Origin of the sequence: Rhizobium leguminosarum, from assembly GCF_019798305.1 — a bacterium.
Taxonomy (GTDB): domain Bacteria; phylum Pseudomonadota; class Alphaproteobacteria; order Rhizobiales; family Rhizobiaceae; genus Rhizobium; species Rhizobium leguminosarum_U.
This window is the reverse complement of the sequence record NZ_JAAXDD010000015.1, coordinates 168,397-184,476: the sequence shown is the minus strand read 5'-3', so window position 1 is coordinate 184,476 and position 16,080 is coordinate 168,397. Positions and strand designations below refer to the sequence as shown.

Genomic DNA, 16,080 nt, shown 5'->3' with positions numbered 1-16,080 from the left:
CCGCATCACAGTCGATCCGGTCATACGAGCAAGCGCATTGCCAGTTTTTGGACCGTCTCGCGCACCTCGCCGCCCTTTGCTTCCGCCAGATAGGACATCGATCCGCCGATGATATAGGCAGCTTTTGCCGAGGCATCTTGCATTCCGCGGAGAGACAGCTCCAGTTCGAGCCGCACCTTAAGCGCCGCCCGAAACCGGGGCAGTAAAGCATCGCCACGCTTGCCCGCCATTGCGCCGGCGAAGAAATCCGGTACTGCGCGCACGTGCGAAACCAGCCAGTCCAGCGTCGCCAACGGTTCGCTTGGCCGCGTTGAGGGCTTTATGTCACCCAACATATCGGAAAAGATTTCGTCCAGCAGGTCAGCTTTGGTGTCGAAATGCTCGTAAAAGGAGGAGCGCGCAACGCCCGCTCGACGGCAGATGGCGCTTGCAGTGATTTCGGACCAATCACCCTGCTGTAACAAGTGCATCAGGGCCTGCTTCAAGGTGGCTCGCGTGCGCACGGCGCGCGGATCATCGGACATATTGGTCCCCACCTGTCCGTAATGATCACGGCTCATCTGGCTCTTCTGCTCAAATTTGTTACCTCTCCCGAACTTATCAGACACCTGTCTGAGAACTCAAGGAGGACCGAACATGGCTATCGAGAATAAAATTCGGCGGATCATCCGCTGGGGACTGTACCCGGTTTCGTGGATCTGGGTCATCTACGCGCTGAACCGGTTCCTGGCGATGGGCGTGGACGAGCGCCCCGCCTGGATATTGATCACCCTGCCACTCCTGCTGACCTATCTGGTTATCGAGTTGACGTTGCCGATGCAGAAACGCTGGTCGATGACTTGGCGAACACTGTTGCCGGACCTTGCCTATATCGTATCGTCCGGGGCGACCGTGGCATTGGTCTCCGCCGGACTTGCAATGCTGACGATCACCATTTCCAGCAAAACCGGTGGCCCAGCAGGGGATTGGCCGGTCTGGATTCAATTGCCGGTCCTGTTCCTCGTCTTCGAGTTCATGAATTACCACATCCACCGAGGCATGCATGAACTGCGGGGGCCACTGGGAGGGTTGCTCTGGCGTATCCACGCTGCGCATCACTTGCCGGAACGGCTTTATCTGCTGATGCACGCCGTTTCGCATCCGTTCAACGCAGTGCTCGTTCAGGCGTTTGCGATCATTCTGCCGATCTGGCTCATGGGATACTCACCCGACGCGGTTCTGATCTTTCTCGTGATCAATGCCTTTCATGGCATCGTCAGCCATTTCAACGTTGATCTGCGCCTGGGATGGGCCAATTACATCTTCGTTGGTCCGGAAGTGCATCGTTACCACCATTCTGCGGACGTGAATGAGGCCAAGAATTACGGCGCAACCCTGACACTTTGGGACCAGATCTTCGGCACCTTCGTTTTTCATCCGGGCCTTGCACCACAGGAGCTGGGCGTCTCTCCGGACGCAAACCTGCCCCCTATCAGCAGCTTCCGTCAGTCCTGGCCTTGCCCTTCCGACGCTCTGGTCAGGAAAGCCTTGAGCAAGCGGACCACGTTTTAGATAAGTGAGATCTCGGCGCTGATCGCAGGCCGTCTGTTCCAAATCTCGTCTGGCGGTTAACTCTTGACGTCTTTAGGATGATTGTCCTAAAGAGTTTTGTAGGGCAATTGTCCTACTCGATGAGCGATGGCGATGGAGAACCGGGCACTTGGGGGCAGCGACCACACGACTGCAGATTGTTGAGGCTGCAGACAGGCTCTTTTATGAGCGGGGATTCGAGGCGACGTCGTTCGCCGACATTGCGGCAGTCGTCGGACTTTCGCGAGGCAACTTCTACTATCACTTCAAGACGAAAGATGAGATTCTCGATGCGGTAATCGCCCATCGTCTTTCAAAGACCAAGGCGATGCTAGATGCGTGGGAGGCTGGGGCTGAAGCCCCCAGCGAACGGATCAAAAGCTTCATCCACATGCTCATCATGAACCAGACAAAGATCATGGCCTTTGGCTGCCCAGTCGGCACGCTTTGCAACGAACTCGCCAAACTCGACCACACTGCCAAGGACGAGGCGACCAAGCTTTTCACTCTGTTTCGCAATTGGCTTTCGCGCCAGTTTGCCGCACTTGGCCGTGAGACCGATGCCGACGCGCTTGCCATGCACATCCTGATGCGAAGCCAGGGCGTCGCCACACTCGCGACCGCCTTCCGCGACGAAGCCTTCGTCCGCCGTGAAGCCGACGATATGTGCCTATGGTTGGCAGTGCAGCGACCCAATCTATCCAATCATCCCGAATCCGTTTCCATCCAGAATTCCTGAAGAGGCCCCGTTTGTTCGTCGTTACACTTAAATTCTCCGCCAACAAGGCCCGAGCGTCCGCCCTTATGGAAGGGCATAATGCCTGGATCAAACAGGGCTTTGACGATGGTATCTTCCTCCTTACCGGAAGCCTTCAGCAAAGTGCGGGCGGAGCGGTTCTCGCCCACAACACATCCCGCGCCGATCTCGAAATGCGCCTCCAGCAAGATCCTTTCGTTGTGGGGGGTGTCGTAAGCGCAGACATACTTGAAATTGCACCGGGCCGCACCGACGACCGCTTGGCCTTTCTTAGGGCGTGAGAAAATGAGCGCGACGATCTTCGGCCCGGATGGGCAGCCGCGTTGCCGCTGGTGCGCAGCCGCTCCGGAGTTCATGCCCTATCACGACACCGAGTGGGGCTTTCCGGTAGATGATGATCACCGTTTATTTGAGAAGCTTTGCCTCGAAGGCTTCCAGTCGGGTTTGAGCTGGCGCACCATCCTGTCCAAGCGCGAGAATTTTCGGGCTGCCTTTCTCGGTTTCGACTTTGACCGCATCGCCCAATTCACGGAGGCCGACATTATGCGGCTGCTCCAGGACGATGGCATCGTGCGCCATCGCGGTAAGATCGCGGCGGTCATAAACAACGCGCAGCGTGCCCAGGAACTGGTGAAGCAGGAGGGATCGCTCGCCGCCTATGTCTGGCGCTTCGAACCGAAGGCGACAGAGCTTGCTGCTCCGCAGACTGCATCCACCTCAGCCGCGTCCATCGCCCTGTCGAAAGACCTGAAGAAGCGCGGCTGGTCATTTGTCGGCCCCACCACAGTCTATGCTTTCATGCAGGCGATGGGACTGATCAATGATCACGCCGAAGGCTGCGTATTCCGAGACAGGGCCGAGGCGGCTAGAGCTGCGTTCCAGCGTCCCAGGGCCGCCAACCGGACTTAAACCTCGCCGGTATATTCACCTCGTGCCGGGTAGTCGTTTTTGATGACGAAATCCAAAGCTTGCACCATCTCGACGAAATTTGGTCGAGCGAATGGCATGGATTGCACCGAGAGCCAATAGACCGTTTGATCCGGCTTGATCAGGAAGACCCCCGGCTCGGAAAACAGTTCGGGCTCCTCGATGCCGATTGAGGTTTTTCCGCGCGAGGATGAAATGTAGAGGCCCCATTGCCGGGCCACGCTCAAAGACAGGCCGTAACCAATACGCAAGTGCTCAGCACCAACCTTACCGGCCATTTGCCGGGCGCGGTCTTCTCCATCAGAGCTTATGGCGATTGTACTGACTCCGCGCTCGTCGAAGGATGGCGTCATCCGCTCCAGCTCCTTGAGATAGATTCCGCAGACCGGGCAGTGGAAACCACGGTAAAAGCAGACGAGCGTCATAAGCGATGGGTTTTCGCGGGTGAGATCGAACTCTCCGTGCTGGAGGGTTCTGACGGTCAAATCAGGGGCCAGTGTTCTCGGGACTACCATCGATCAACTCCGCTTGTGTGATGCTTCCGACGCCCAAGTTGACGTTGGTGCTTCAACATTCCATAGTCAGGGCCATCAATGGTCCGGAAAGCATGATCGAGAATCCGAAAATCCCTCCGAAAGTGGATCGCCTCTCAGCCTTCTTCGAGACGTTCGAGCTGGAAGCCTCGCTAGAACCGACGCGGGCCAGCGACGGACAAGCGAGGCTATTTGTCATCGGCGCACCGGGGGGACTTGCGGAAAGGATCATCCTTTGCCTGCGCGGCGACACGACCCCTGAACCGCCAGCTTTGGTCACAGCGACGGTCGATTTCGAGGGGGCACACAACCCGCTCTTGAACGCGCTGCCGGATCAAGTTCTGGTCGAAATCAACGACATTCCAACCCTTCGGGACACGACAGCCGCTTTCCTGGCGGAGGCCGTGGGATCCCGTTGCGGGCGCAGCGCCGCCCTCAACCGCCTCTGCGAAGTGATGGTTTTGCTTATTCTACGGACAGCGATCGACCGTGGTGCAACCGGACCTGGCTTACTGGCAGGCCTGTCCCATTCCTCTTTACACCGGACATTGGTAGCTATGCATGATGCTCCGACTCGCGCTTGGAACATCGAAGACCTTGCTGCGGAGGCCGGAATGTCACGAAGCCATTTTATGGCGCTGTTTCGCGGGGTGGTTGGCACAACGCCGCAGGCTTACTTGACCGGATGGCGTTTGACTGTTGCTCGACGGAAACTCACCAAAGGAGCGAAGGTGAAGGCGGTGGCGCGTCAGGTCGGCTTTGGCAGTGCTGCTGCATTTTCTCGCGCGTACTTCCGGAAGTTCGGGGTGTGGCCATCAGTCCGATCGTAGCACTGAGCATCTAAATCATATTCTGCGGACCGTCGCTTTCGGATCGTTGCATATGTCGAGGCTGGTCAATCGCAGCATCCATTTCCGGGTTATCGAGAGCTTTGTGGTCAAGCTGAACCAGCCGTCGCATCACGACGGCCGTGTCATGGCAAGCGTTAGCAAAACCTCTGCGCTCGATCTTGCTAACAGTTTGACCGCAAGAGCTGGATCAGGCAGCCCGGCGGCCAAACCAACGTGCAAGCCAATGGTCGATCGACAGTTTTCCCGGCCCCCATGCCATGAGCGACAGCGCCATCGCAGCCCAGGTAATGTGGATCGGCCATCCGTCCGGCACCGTGAGCTCGACGATCAACGTCATGAACAGCAGGCCGGTCGCCGCAAACCGGGTAGCGAAGCCCAGAACCAGCAAGATCGGAAAGGTGATCTCGGCAGCGCCGGACAGGAAGGCCATGGTGACTGGCGCCGGATAGGCATAGGGACCGCCCGGCAGATGGAGCATGAATTCGTCGGTGAACAATGTGATCGCCGTATCGTTCAATTGCAGGAAACCATCCCACTTCAGAATGCCCGACTTCCAAAAGGGCACGGCCAGAGCGAGGCGCACAACCGCCTGAACCACGCTCGGCTGCGCAAAGGCCCGAACCAGTCTCTGTGCCATCTCTACAAGTGTCACGATCGGCTGAAACCTGCCTTTGATCGAAGTCTGTTGGGTGCTGGTCGATATCATCATGCGTCTCCGAGAGTGATGCCGCAAAATACCCCCGCTTCGATCATGCCGGCCACGCTGGCTGCGATGTCGAACGACGGCCAAGCGTCGATGGCCTTGGCTGCGGCGACACCAAGCGGTTCGCCGGAAATGAGGGAAATCAGGAACTCTGCGCCGCCCAAAGGAAGATGACGCGCCGCCACCTCCATATCCGGCCGCGTTATAAGCGCGTCTTCCGGGTCGACCACTTCGATCGGGCTTATGGAGCCGTCACCGCGATTGGCGGCAAAAATCGTCAGCGCCGGATAGTCCGACCGCACAATCCTTGTTGCCGGATGCGCCGCAAAGACCAAATCACCGAGACGGTCCGGCGGAACGGAAGCAAGAGCATCAGCGGCAAGCGGCTCGACATCCATTGCATGGTAGGCGTCCAGCCAAGCCCGTTCGATCCGGGCGACGTCGGCAAGCCAGGGCAAGGACCGGGCATATTCGTACTGTTCGATGAAAGCGGGAAAATCCCGACCATATTCGAAGAGAAGCGGCGATGCCGGTGGCGTGGCGCGCACATGAAAGCGCGCCATGGCGCGGAAAAACTCCGCCCCCGTCAGGCGTTGCACTGCCGGGAAAATCCCGGCGAGGGCATCGATCAGACTGACGGTGACGTTGTTGCGGTAGACGTTGTAGCGTTTGATCGCTCCCTTGCCGTTCGGCCCGACAACGCCGTCGGGCGTCGCAGCGTCCGGGTTGGTCAGTGCCGGCGCAAAATCCGCCGCATAAGTCAGGGGCTCTATGCGGCGAGATGGAGGATCAAGCCGCAGCATGACTTTGATCCTGCAACGCGATGGAACCATGGTGATCCATGATCGCCTGCGCTGCGAGGGCCTCGCCACGCAGTATCGGCCAATCGGGTATGTTGCTGTCCCACTCGATGAGCGTTGGAATGGGGCCACCACGGCCAATGACGATCTCGTAAAGCTTCCAGACGGCATCGGCGACCGGACCGTCATGGCTGTCGATCAGCAGCAGCTCGTCCTCGTCGTCCGTCTGCTCGGCGTGGCCCGCGAGATGGATCTCACCAACCGCAGCAATGGGAAAATCGGACAGGTAGTCGAGCGCTGAAAACCCGTGATTGGTGGCAGAGACGAATACATTATTGACGTCGAGCAGAAGACCGCAGCCGGTGCGCCGGACGATGGCGCGGATGAAGTCGGTCTCGCTCATCGTCGATTGGCGGAACGTCACATAGGTGGACGGATTCTCCAGAAGGATCGGGCGTCTGATGGTCTCCTGCACGTCCTCGATATGCTCGCAAACCCGCGCCAGGCTTTCTCGTGTGTAGGGAAGAGGAAGGAGGTCGTTGAGGAAGGTCGTCCGATGCGTCGACCAAGCCAGGTGCTCGGACACCAGAGCTGGTTCGTAGCGTTCGACGAGAGAGCGGAACCGTTCAAGATGGGCCCGGTCGAGCGGCTGAGGTCCGCCGATCGACATGCACACGCCGTGGAGCGACACCGGATTGTCGCAGCGGATCTGTTCGAGAATACGATGCGGCGGCCCGCCGGCCCCCATATAATTCTCGGCATGGACTTCGAAGAACCCGCGATGAGGCCCCTCCGCGGCTATAGCGGCAAAATGCTCATGCTTGAAGCTCGTCCCCGCGAGCCCCTCGATCGGATGGCGGGGAAAGCGGAGAGTAGTTGCCGCAGACGCGGTCGTTGAAATTTGATCGGTGGTCATGGCGTCTCTCCGCCTCCTCATTGTCGCTGTCGGGCGTAAAAGTTACATTGCCTTCAGCGAACCGTGCTTGCCGTTCGGCAGGACGATGGAGGTGCAGGTGCCGCCCCGTACGAACTTCCAGGAATCGCCCTGGAAGTCGACCGTCGAGGTCCCCTGGCAGGACGTGCCGGCGCCGGCTGCACAATCATTCTGGCCCTTCAGGACAACGCCGAAGCATTTTTCCTTGTGAGCGGCCATTGCAGCAGCACCCTCGGCTTTGGTGAGCGGCGCGGCGCCGGCCATCGAAGCAAGGGCCGTGGTGACAGCGCCGGCGAGGACGACGGAGTTGATGGTGGATTTGATGGACATTGCGTTCTCCCGATGATGGATGGACGCTCTCGTTGAGCGCATATTCAGGTTCGCAATCTCCCCGACATTCGTTACATCAGTCGCTATCACGAGTTCGTGAAAGCTCGCCATCTCACCGGAAACCGGCACGGGCGCGGAAAGGCCTGCAATCGCTTCTCGTACGCCTGCCGGCAACAAGGGGTGGCCGCGTCGGAAGCGCTTGGAGGGCTGCTCGTCAAGACGGGAAAAGTCGCGCCGATGGACAAGTCGGCCGAGCGCGCGGACATGTGGTCGACCTGATTGACCCCCGCCCGAATTCTGGCACCGTTGTCGCGCCATTCAGCGGGGGCAGCGAATGTCATCATCCCATTATACGCATGGATCGAGCGAGGCCGAGCAACAGCGGTTGACCGCACTGAACAGGCGGCTCAACGAGCGGTGTATCGATGCCGCGCAGCTCGCCGCCGGTGAACGCGTCGTCGACTTCGGAGCCGGCCTCGGTCAGTACTCGCGGATGATGGCGCGGGTCACCGGCGTCCCGGTGCTCGGGCTGGAGCGAAGCCCCGAACAGATCGCCGAGGCATTGCGCCAGGCGGCGGCCGACGACGAGACCGCAATGATCGAGATGAGGCAGGGCGACGTCCTCGATCCGCCCCTTCGCGACGACGAACTGGGTCAGTTCGACGTCGCTCACGCTCGCTTCGTCCTTGAGCACATGCCCGACCCGCTGCAGGTCGTCCGTAACATGGCGCGCGCGGTGCGGCCGGGTGGCCGTGTGATCCTGTCCGATGACGACTACGACGGCCTGCGGCTATGGCCGGAACCCCCAGGATTCTGGTCGGTCTGGAGCGCCTATCAGCGCACCTATGATAGGCATTGCAACGACCCTATCGTCGGGCGTCGCCTGGTGCAGTTGCTTCACCAGGCGGATCTACGGCCTCGCCGTAACACGCTTGTCTTCTTCGGCGGTTGCGCGGGTGATCCCGATTTCGTGGATGTGGTTCGCAACATTGCGAGCATCGTCGACGAAGCGATCGACGACATCGTTGCGACCGGGCTTTCACGAGACGCGGTTACGGCAGGTCTCGACACCTTGATCGCATGGAGCAAGGCGTCGGATTCGGCGGTGTGGTTCGGCATGTCATGGGCGGAAGGGATTCGGCCCCGCTGACGTCGGCAGCCCTGAGATCACGGCAGGCTCCCGGCCCTTCGTTGGACGGCTTCAGCCTCCGCGCCTGGACGATCATCCGCAGGATCAGGGTCGATTTCCGCGATGATTGCATCGACGACGTCCTCCTGCTTCGCACGGTCGACGATGAACGTGTCGACAAAGATGCTGGCGACCACCAGTACGTCGGTGGCTGCCAAATCCTCGGCCTGGGCTGGCCTGTAAATGACAGACATCGAGGTCTCCCCCACAGGAATATCAAACGGGTGAGCACGAGCCGCAGTGTCGCAAATACCCCCGACGTCACGCTGCTCGGCTCATTATTCCAGCGAGCCCACATTCGGTCAACTCTCATGGTCCACCCGCTCGCCGAGCGTCGGGAAAGGGCAAGCAGCCCCTCTCGGCCACTAAGGCCAATACGAGGCAGGTTAACTTCGACGCGACCTTCATTCGCGTCCGACGCCAATGCGTGGTGTCAGCCCCCACTGAGGGTCATTACACCGTCTGGCGTCATAGGAAGGTTCACGAGTCTGAGAATTTCACCATGACGCCGCGCTGGCGAAAGTAGGCCTGCATTCGCTTCCTGCCGGAACGGTTATTCTGCACGAGCCTGGCCGGGTCGAATACGGCCTCTTTCAAACCCGCCCGCGTCAACGCGGCCTTTAGGGTCGCGATATGCACGTCGATGTCGGCATTGTCCGCCTGGAGCGACTCATAAATGCGGTTTGTTGCATCTGCTACGGTCGGTTCGCTCACCATTGCACTCCTGTTGTCGTCTGGCTGGCCTGACCGTATTGGGGTGAAACCTGTTCACGTCAATGGGTGACAATGGATTGGAACATTTCGTCCGCTTTCGAAGGCTGCTTTGTGGTGCCTCCAACAATAAGCTGACTGTCAGCATCCCGCCCGCACGCGGCGCCTCCGATGCCTCGCAAATCAAGATCCGTAAGGAGGGGCAAAGAAGCAGTTCGCGTGGTCTTCGGTTGGGTGCAAGCAAATGTGAAAATGACTGTCTCCGGACGGAATGGTGTCACCATACGGAATTCGGAAGAAGTGTTGTTTTGTGACGAGGTGATGGTCGCCCGGATTGAGCAGCACTCTGAAACCGTCAGGACCGGTGCTCACGCTGGTACTCGGAATTTCGTGGCAATCGCCTCGTTCTTTGTCCCCTCGGCAGCAAGCGGGTGGATAGGTCCATCCCGACTCGGTGTCGTGGGCGGTCGCGCCATTCCAGCAAGACAGCGTCGATAGGATAGCTGAGAAATACAAAGCGCGATTCATCTTCAGTGTTCCGGGGGCGGCAGGTCGCAAATCTGCCGGCAATTGTGAGCGAGGTCCTGTCGCATGTAACGAACGGACTCCGATCAAATGACGATATTTCCCCGATCGGCATCTTTGCCCGACCCTGTTTCGAATTAGAAAAGCATTTGCTGATATGGTCGCCCGCGAATTCCTCGACGCCGACCAAGGCAGGAGATGCGTCATGGACGTTTCATGACGCAGATGTTGTTCGCATCGCGGCTCGACTGGTCTATCCGTCCAACGGATATGATCTGGGGACCGGCGGCTTCTGACAGCGCCGCATCTGACGCGCGGTTTGGTCGCCGCTGGCCGGCCTCATTCGGGAAGCCCTGCCGTTCGCAAGGCCGCTGCCAGCGCGTCCATCAAGTACGGCTGAAACAGGTTCGCTCGCACGTAGCCGCCGACCGAGAAATTCGGCGCCACCTCGATCAGTCGTCGTGCCGCAGAGTGCGCGGCTTCGACATTGCCAAGGCCGACGTGGCTGGCCGCCAGATAGGCGTACGGGATGCTGAAGCCGGGATTTGCCCGGACTGCCAGAGCGGCGTATCTGGCTGCGTCGGCGAAGGCGCCGGCAAAGAGATGGGTCAGGGCGAGTGCGCAGTAGGGATGGTAGCTCAGCGGATCGTCGAGCGGGCTCAGCCGCAGCGCCTTGTGCGCATGTTCCACCGCCCGCTGGTGTCGCTCGCTGTGGGCACTGACCAAAGCGCTGAAGCCAAAGGCCAGGGCCGAATTGTTGTTCAATGCCAGAGCCCGGTCGAGCACCTCGACGGCGGCGTCGTAGTCCCGGGTGAGGTTGGCGCGGACGAACGCGCCGATGCTCATCGCCTGCGGGTCGTCGCTGTTGATGCCTAACGCAATGTCGGCGTGGCTGAGTGCGGCCGCCTTGTCTGCGGGATCCAACCCGTTGCGCAGGTAGCGCTGCTCGTAACACCATGCGGCATAGCCATGCGCAGCGACATAGTCGGGCTGAAGCTCGATCGAGCGCGCCAGCAATTGCAGGGCCTTGTCTGTCTCGACGGGCGTGTTCGCGTGGGCGTGCGGCAGCGCCCGAAGGTAGAGATCGTACGCGTCCAGACTTTCGGGCCGCTTGCGGTGCGCACGCTCGATCTCCGCACGGCGGACACTCGGCTCGATCGAGCCCACGATCTGCTCAGTCAATCGATCCTGGAGATCGAACACGTCCGTTGCCGCGCCCTCGAACCTGTCGGCCCAGACATTGGTGGCCGATGCGCCGTCGACAAGCTGGGCATTGATCCTCAGCCTCCCCCCGGACTGCCGCAAGCTGCCCTGCAGCAGATAGCGAACGCGTAGTTCGGCGGCAATTGTGCGCAGATCGGCTTTCTCGCCCCTGAAGCCGAAGGAGGAATTGCGTGCGATGACGAACAGACCCGGGATCTTCGAGAGGTTGGTGATGATGTCCTCGACCAGGCCATCGGCGAAGTAGTCATTGGGCTCGTCGCGCATGGTGGCGAACGGCAGCACGGCGATCGAAGGGCCGCCGAGCGCACTCTCGTCGCTACGCTCCAGCGACAGGCGGTAGCCCCGCCGCGAGACGGTGGCCAAGACCGCATACCGCTCGTCGCCGAGCGCTCGCCGGATCTCGTGGATGCATTGAACGAGACTGTCGTCGGTAACGGCGGCGCCTCCCCAGACGGCTTCAAGCAGCTCGGCTTTGGTGACCAGCCTGTTCGCGTTCTGGACGAGGTGGCGAAGGACCGCAAAGGCCTGCGGCCTGAGGGCGATTGCATCGCCGTTCTCAAGACGGAGCGTCTCGCCTTCCAGGTCGACGACAACCTTGTCGTTGAGGATAAGGGTGGCAGTTGCTGGCGAACCGACCATGACGATCCTCAGGTGTGACGGATCCCGTCGCCTAGCATACACCAGGTCTCCGCCGACGGCTCTTCATTCTTTCAGGGGTCTGGCCGGCGCAATTTTGGCAAACGACCGGAACTCGCTCGTTACTCGGACGCGGCGTGGTGTGTGGTCGCAATGAAGCACGACCGCGCAGGAGGCGAAAAAGGATGTCTACCGCCCGATCTTGTCCGGTCGCTCCGTGACCCTCCTAGCGCGCAAAACAGCCTTATTCTTCGATGACGAAAAACCTTCACCGGGTGGACAACGGCTTGTCCGCTTCTGGCGACCAGAAGGGGCAAGCCGCCGTCCGGCCGTGCTATGTCAACGGCAGGAACAGCTCCGCCACCGTCTCATGCTCCGGGGCCCCGGGGAAGGCAGTTGGATCGTATTGTGCAATACCCATTTGAGTTATCCTTCGGCCAAAGGTTGGCCGCTTGGAAAACGTCTGCGAGCAGTGAGAGGGGCCGTCATTTCGTTGGCGAAGCATTTCCCAGGTAGAGTGTCTTCTCACCAGATCGAAGGCCATGATAAGCGGCGCCTATGGGAATCAAAAACTATCTGATCGAAGGCGGTTCCGGCACTGGGAAAACGTCTGTCGCTACCGAACTGGAGCGGCGGGGCTACCATGTCGTCCATGGTGACCGGGTCTTGGCCTATGTCGGCGACCCCGAGACGGGCCAGGCACTCGCAGGACCACCCGCAGGCGCGGACCGCATCGTTTGGGGATACGCCCACTGGATCTGGCCTGTCGACAAGGTCCGCGCTATTGCTGCCGACACCACCCATCCTGTCACCTTCTTCTGTGGCGGCTCGCGCAATTTCCACAAACTCCTGGACCTTTTCGACAAGGTTTTCGTGCTCGATATAGACGTTGAGACCTTGAACCGACGATTGGATGGGCGGCCAAATGAGCCGGGCTTCGAACCGGCCGAGCGGGCGCTGGTGCTCCGCTACCATCATACCCGGGAATATCTCCCCGTCGGCATCAATATCGACACGACGGGGACTGTCCCCAGTGTCGTCGACGATATCCTCGCTCAACTCACCTGACGCCCTGAAAGTACCAAGATGGGATGGAAAGCAGTCGATTATTGCGGGAACGCTAGCGCATAACCCCGAACGGAATCGATTTTCCGAAAGGATTATGCGCGGAATCAAAGCGCTAGAGCGTCCTTAGCGCGTCTGAAAAGACGCGCGGCGCTCTAGCAGCCTGAAGGGCTCATAGGCAGAAGGCAGACCGTCCTCGCGTGCGAGCTGGTCCGGACCCGCCTGCTACGCAGACTGGGAATACCCCGGCGCCGTGGCGTTTCATCCAAGGCGGTGATGGCTGGATGGGTTTGCCGATCGTAAAGCGCCAACTCCTCGACGGTTGCGGTGCTGCGCAGCCGAAATGGCTGCGCACCGCAACCCGCCGCTACCACCTCAAATATCGCAACCAAAAAACCGCTGGAGCGAACACAAGATTGGATAAAACTTGGCGGCAAGGCCAGGCCCGATGAGGAAAAGGCGCTGATCCTCGAGCAGGCACTGTAACCAAAGACAACAGCACGCCGATGACGGCCTCGAAATGTCGCGTCCGGGCGTTGGTTAGTGTAACCTACTCGTCGCAAGATTATCCGCACGCGACTATGCCGCGAGATCTACGGCACGGATGGATGGCGGAAGCTAGACTATATTCGTTTAACTGGAGACGAACACGATGCGTGTGTTGATTCTTGCTGCCCTCATGCTGCTTGGGGTCACGCTGGTGGCGCGAGCCGATACCGCACCATCGAGCGAACAGCTGCCACCCAATGTCGAGGCACTTCTGTCGCTTTTGGCCGATCCTGGAGTTCAAAAATGGCTTGAGACCCACAAGGCAGCGACGGCGACGACGCAAGTCCCTCCGGCAAGCACCCAGGCTCTCTCCCATCCACTGGCCGACTATGTCAGGGCCGTTCGGACGCATATCCATGGCCTCGCCCGGGCATTGACGACGCTGCCTGATGAGTTCGCAGCAGCCTGGTCCATCCTTGTTGCGGATGCTGAGAAGGTTGGTCTGGCTGGCCTTGTCGGCCTTTTCGGACTATTCGCAGCTGCCGCTTTCGGTGCCGAGCGGCTGTATCGGCGTGCCACATCAGGATTCATGACCCGAGTGGCGCAGCTGGACGTTGCTACAAGGCGCGGTCAACTGATGGTCCTCGCTAGCCGCCTCGGCCATGAGGTCGGGCGCGTCGCAGTCATCGCGGCGGCTGGCATCGGTGTCTTCGTGGCCCTGCACTATTGGCCTGAGGTCATCGAGAAGATCGTGCTCGCTTGTCTACTCGCCTTCATCATCGTGCTCCTCGCGCGCGCTGTGTTACGATTTCTTTTGTCGCCGCCGGGAAAGGACGCGAACGATCTTCGGATCGTACCGATGGACGGCGAGTCGGCTCGGTTCTGGACCCAGCGCCTCGGTCTCGTTGTCATCATCCTTGCCGTCAGCTACGCAACAACGCTATCGCTGAGCCTTCTCGGCTTCTCAGTCGAAGCCCGCGAGATTGTCGCATATTCGTTGGGATTGGGCCTCCTCAGTGTCGGCATCGATACGGTCAGGCGAGCGCCGGGGCCAGCGATCGCGGATGCTGCAGCGGATGGAGAGGTTTTTGTCCGCACGAAGACATCCGTGGGTCTCATCTCGGCCTATTTCGTCCTGTTGTGGTGCTTGTGGGCGTTCGGCGCAGTACAGCTATTCTGGCTTGCTGCAATAGCGATCGGCCTCGTTTGGGTTATCGCCATTGCAGAACGGATCGTTGTCCACCTGCTGCAACAGCCTGCTTCGTCCGGGATCGGCGCGGCAACACCGAGTGCAGGCGCAACTCTTCTCAGTCGGGGCATCCGGTTCATTCTGATCATTTCCGGGTTGCTGCTCCTCGCTTGGGCGTGGAACATCGACCTTGTCGCGCTCAGCGCGGCTGACACGCCCCCCGTCCGGGTCGCTCATGGCATCATTTCTGCTGTCATCATCCTTCTGGTCACCGACTTGGTCTGGCGGGTCCTACGCACCCTCATTGATAATCAAATTGCAAAAGTGCGCGATACGGCGGTTGTTCCAACGGAGGAGACGCAGCGGCGCAGCCGGCTCAACACGCTTTTGCCCATTCTGCGGAATTTTCTTTGGGCCACGCTCGCCATCGTTGCGATACTGATGGCCTTGTCGGCAATGGGGGTTCAGATCGGGCCGTTGATTGCCGGCGCGGGTATTGCCGGTGTTGCCATTGGCTTCGGTGCGCAAACGCTGGTGAAAGACATCCTCAGCGGCGTCTTCTATCTGTTGGATGATGCCTTCCGTGTCGGTGAATATATCGAGAGCGGCAATTATAAGGGTACAGTTGAGTCTTTCAGCCTGCGCTCGGTGAAGCTGCGGCACAGCCGGGGACCAATATTCACAGTGCCGTTCGGCGTCCTCGGGGCTGTCCAGAATATGAGCCGCGATTGGGTGGTCGAGAAGCTGTCGATCACCATCAACTATGATTCCGACTTGGAGAAGGCGCGCAAGCTCATCAAGAAGATCGGACTTGAACTGGCCGAAGATCCCGAACTCAAGGCAATCACCATCGAACCGCTCAAGATGAAGGGCGTCGAGGAATTCGGAGAGTATGGCATTAAGTTGACGCTGACGCTCAAGACAAAGCCCGGACAGCAGGCGGCCGTCCGCCGTCGCGCCCTCGTCATGATCAAGGCAGCGTTTGATGAAAATGGCATCTGTTTCGCCTTGAGAAGCGTACAGATTCCCAGCGCTATCGGACAACAACCAGGAGCGGCAATCAATGCGGATGCGGCGCAACACGCCGCCGCCACGCCACAGAAGCCGGTGGCAGCATGACGAGAGCGCCAGAGGTAAAATTGCGAAAGGATTGATCCCGCCCGCTCATTGGAAGGCAGTGCCTATTCGAGGTCGGCGTCGATGCGCTGAATCAGGCCGCCTGCGTTGGCGGCGATCTTGAGAGTGCCGACCTCATGTCCAAAATCGCCGGTAAGATCGAGGCGAATGATCGCATTGGCCGAGCGCGGTCTGGCCGGCGATCATTCTCGGCCAAGTTTTTCCCTTTCCGAGGACTGTTCGAGGATGCCTGTGCATCGGCACTTGATACCACCAACAGTGACGACTTCGGACCAATTCTCAACCGCATTAACAGCTCATCATGGTGCGTGTCGCCGACCTTCACGCATCGACCTCGACGATCGCAGCAAGCAAGTGCCGCGAAAGCCCGGACTCCCGCGCTATTCGGTTCACGCCGAAAACTGCCCCTCACCCTAACCCTCTCCCCGTAAAAACGGGGAGAGGGGACGTGCCAAACGCCGCGTCGGACCAGCGTAAACGGCGCGAGCGGACGTGCAATGCATAGGTCGGG

Annotated in this window: 18 protein-coding genes; 8 read left to right on the top strand and 10 right to left on the bottom strand. The window is 59.7% G+C overall.

The window, feature by feature from the left end; all coding sequences use genetic code 11:
* Positions 1 to 20: 20 nt before the first annotated feature.
* Positions 21 to 560 (bottom strand): TetR/AcrR family transcriptional regulator, encoded by a 540-nt coding sequence (locus HFO99_RS25680; RefSeq protein WP_222364416.1) that lies wholly within the window; start codon positions 558 to 560, stop codon positions 21 to 23.
* A gap of 76 nt (positions 561 to 636) precedes the next feature.
* Here HFO99_RS25680 and HFO99_RS25675 point away from each other — a divergent pair, with 76 nt between their 5' ends.
* The 4 genes from HFO99_RS25675 (at position 637) to HFO99_RS25660 (ending at position 3,235) form a co-directional block, all read left to right on the top strand.
* Positions 637 to 1,551, top strand: a complete 915-nt coding sequence (locus tag HFO99_RS25675; RefSeq protein ID WP_222364414.1) for a sterol desaturase family protein — start codon at positions 637 to 639, stop codon at positions 1,549 to 1,551.
* 148 nt (positions 1,552 to 1,699) lie between these two features.
* Positions 1,700 to 2,308, top strand: coding sequence for a TetR/AcrR family transcriptional regulator (locus tag HFO99_RS25670; protein ID WP_222364412.1), 609 nt, complete (start codon positions 1,700 to 1,702; stop codon positions 2,306 to 2,308).
* Positions 2,309 to 2,319: 11 nt separating this feature from the next.
* Positions 2,320 to 2,607 (top strand): YciI family protein, encoded by a 288-nt coding sequence (locus HFO99_RS33655; protein WP_131666216.1) that lies wholly within the window; start codon positions 2,320 to 2,322, stop codon positions 2,605 to 2,607.
* Positions 2,608 to 2,611: 4 nt separating this feature from the next.
* Entirely contained in the window at positions 2,612 to 3,235 is a 624-nt protein-coding gene (locus HFO99_RS25660; RefSeq protein ID WP_222364410.1) for a DNA-3-methyladenine glycosylase I, read from the top strand.
* Here the strand turns inward: HFO99_RS25660 and HFO99_RS25655 are convergent.
* Positions 3,232 to 3,768 (bottom strand): peroxiredoxin-like family protein, encoded by a 537-nt coding sequence (locus HFO99_RS25655; protein WP_222364408.1) that lies wholly within the window; start codon positions 3,766 to 3,768, stop codon positions 3,232 to 3,234. The two genes, HFO99_RS25660 and HFO99_RS25655, sit on opposite strands and share 4 nt — an antisense overlap.
* Positions 3,769 to 3,860: 92 nt before the next feature.
* Here HFO99_RS25655 and HFO99_RS25650 point away from each other — a divergent pair, with 92 nt between their 5' ends.
* Positions 3,861 to 4,616: an AraC family transcriptional regulator gene (locus tag HFO99_RS25650; protein WP_222364406.1), complete on the top strand. Its 756-nt coding sequence runs from the start codon at positions 3,861 to 3,863 to the stop codon at positions 4,614 to 4,616.
* A 208-nt stretch (positions 4,617 to 4,824) separates the two neighbouring features.
* Here HFO99_RS25650 and HFO99_RS25645 read toward each other — a convergent pair whose 3' ends face one another.
* The 4 genes from HFO99_RS25645 to HFO99_RS25630 are packed head-to-tail and all read right to left on the bottom strand — an operon-like array spanning position 4,825 to position 7,404.
* Complete coding sequence (locus tag HFO99_RS25645; RefSeq protein WP_222364403.1) at positions 4,825 to 5,343, bottom strand: DoxX family protein; 519 nt, start codon at positions 5,341 to 5,343, stop codon at positions 4,825 to 4,827.
* A complete protein-coding gene (locus HFO99_RS25640) occupies positions 5,343 to 6,143 on the bottom strand; it encodes a DUF2063 domain-containing protein (protein ID WP_222364402.1) in 801 nt (266 codons plus the stop codon). The genes HFO99_RS25645 and HFO99_RS25640 overlap by 1 nt, the downstream gene beginning before the upstream one ends.
* A complete protein-coding gene (locus HFO99_RS25635; protein WP_222364400.1) occupies positions 6,130 to 7,056 on the bottom strand; it encodes a DUF692 domain-containing protein in 927 nt (308 codons plus the stop codon). Before HFO99_RS25635 ends, HFO99_RS25640 begins: the two co-directional genes overlap by 14 nt.
* Positions 7,057 to 7,098: 42 nt before the next feature.
* On the bottom strand, positions 7,099 to 7,404 hold the full coding sequence (locus tag HFO99_RS25630; protein WP_222364398.1) for a DUF2282 domain-containing protein: 306 nt from the start codon (positions 7,402 to 7,404) through the stop codon (positions 7,099 to 7,101).
* Between the two features lie 334 nt (positions 7,405 to 7,738).
* Between HFO99_RS25630 and HFO99_RS25625 the strand changes: the two genes are divergently transcribed.
* Entirely contained in the window at positions 7,739 to 8,554 is an 816-nt protein-coding gene (locus tag HFO99_RS25625; protein WP_222364397.1) for a methyltransferase domain-containing protein, read from the top strand.
* A gap of 17 nt (positions 8,555 to 8,571) precedes the next feature.
* On the opposite strand, the gene HFO99_RS25620 is transcribed toward HFO99_RS25625, so the two are convergent.
* The 4 genes from HFO99_RS25620 to HFO99_RS25610 form a co-directional block, all read right to left on the bottom strand.
* The gene (locus HFO99_RS25620; protein ID WP_261323326.1) at positions 8,572 to 8,787 is read right to left on the bottom strand and encodes a hypothetical protein; all 216 of its coding nucleotides are present in this window, start codon (positions 8,785 to 8,787) and stop codon (positions 8,572 to 8,574) included.
* Between the two features lie 286 nt (positions 8,788 to 9,073).
* The gene (locus tag HFO99_RS25615; protein ID WP_222307798.1) at positions 9,074 to 9,310 is read right to left on the bottom strand and encodes a hypothetical protein; all 237 of its coding nucleotides are present in this window, start codon (positions 9,308 to 9,310) and stop codon (positions 9,074 to 9,076) included.
* Between the two features lie 177 nt (positions 9,311 to 9,487).
* Positions 9,488 to 9,832 carry a hypothetical protein gene (locus HFO99_RS33650; RefSeq protein WP_261323325.1) on the bottom strand — a complete coding sequence of 115 codons (345 nt, stop codon included), beginning with the start codon at positions 9,830 to 9,832 and terminating at the stop codon, positions 9,488 to 9,490.
* A 336-nt stretch (positions 9,833 to 10,168) separates the two neighbouring features.
* Positions 10,169 to 11,692: a winged helix-turn-helix domain-containing tetratricopeptide repeat protein gene (locus tag HFO99_RS25610; RefSeq protein ID WP_222364391.1), complete on the bottom strand. Its 1,524-nt coding sequence runs from the start codon at positions 11,690 to 11,692 to the stop codon at positions 10,169 to 10,171.
* Between the two features lie 555 nt (positions 11,693 to 12,247).
* Here HFO99_RS25610 and HFO99_RS25605 point away from each other — a divergent pair.
* Together HFO99_RS25605 and HFO99_RS25600 are read left to right on the top strand one after the other, a co-directional pair.
* Complete coding sequence (locus HFO99_RS25605; RefSeq protein WP_222364388.1) at positions 12,248 to 12,757, top strand: AAA family ATPase; 510 nt, start codon at positions 12,248 to 12,250, stop codon at positions 12,755 to 12,757.
* Between the two features lie 649 nt (positions 12,758 to 13,406).
* Positions 13,407 to 15,551, top strand: coding sequence for a mechanosensitive ion channel family protein (locus tag HFO99_RS25600; protein WP_222364385.1), 2,145 nt, complete (start codon positions 13,407 to 13,409; stop codon positions 15,549 to 15,551).
* Positions 15,552 to 16,080 lie beyond the last annotated feature (529 nt).

Coding starts and splice junctions, on each gene's coding strand:
- HFO99_RS25655 (WP_222364408.1), bottom strand. CDS start 3,768: ATGGTAGTCCCGAGAACACTGGCCCCTGATTTGACCGTCAGAACCCTC.
- HFO99_RS25660 (WP_222364410.1), top strand. CDS start 2,612: ATGAGCGCGACGATCTTCGGCCCGGATGGGCAGCCGCGTTGCCGCTGG.
- HFO99_RS25615 (WP_222307798.1), bottom strand. CDS start 9,310: ATGGTGAGCGAACCGACCGTAGCAGATGCAACAAACCGCATTTATGAG.
- HFO99_RS25645 (WP_222364403.1), bottom strand. CDS start 5,343: ATGATATCGACCAGCACCCAACAGACTTCGATCAAAGGCAGGTTTCAG.
- HFO99_RS25650 (WP_222364406.1), top strand. CDS start 3,861: ATGATCGAGAATCCGAAAATCCCTCCGAAAGTGGATCGCCTCTCAGCC.
- HFO99_RS25680 (WP_222364416.1), bottom strand. CDS start 560: ATGAGCCGTGATCATTACGGACAGGTGGGGACCAATATGTCCGATGAT.
- HFO99_RS25600 (WP_222364385.1), top strand. CDS start 13,407: ATGCGTGTGTTGATTCTTGCTGCCCTCATGCTGCTTGGGGTCACGCTG.
- HFO99_RS33650 (WP_261323325.1), bottom strand. CDS start 9,832: ATGAATCGCGCTTTGTATTTCTCAGCTATCCTATCGACGCTGTCTTGC.
- HFO99_RS25635 (WP_222364400.1), bottom strand. CDS start 7,056: ATGACCACCGATCAAATTTCAACGACCGCGTCTGCGGCAACTACTCTC.
- HFO99_RS25640 (WP_222364402.1), bottom strand. CDS start 6,143: ATGCTGCGGCTTGATCCTCCATCTCGCCGCATAGAGCCCCTGACTTAT.
- HFO99_RS25630 (WP_222364398.1), bottom strand. CDS start 7,404: ATGTCCATCAAATCCACCATCAACTCCGTCGTCCTCGCCGGCGCTGTC.
- HFO99_RS25620 (WP_261323326.1), bottom strand. CDS start 8,787: ATGTCTGTCATTTACAGGCCAGCCCAGGCCGAGGATTTGGCAGCCACC.
- HFO99_RS25605 (WP_222364388.1), top strand. CDS start 12,248: ATGGGAATCAAAAACTATCTGATCGAAGGCGGTTCCGGCACTGGGAAA.
- HFO99_RS25675 (WP_222364414.1), top strand. CDS start 637: ATGGCTATCGAGAATAAAATTCGGCGGATCATCCGCTGGGGACTGTAC.
- HFO99_RS25625 (WP_222364397.1), top strand. CDS start 7,739: ATGTCATCATCCCATTATACGCATGGATCGAGCGAGGCCGAGCAACAG.
- HFO99_RS25610 (WP_222364391.1), bottom strand. CDS start 11,692: ATGGTCGGTTCGCCAGCAACTGCCACCCTTATCCTCAACGACAAGGTT.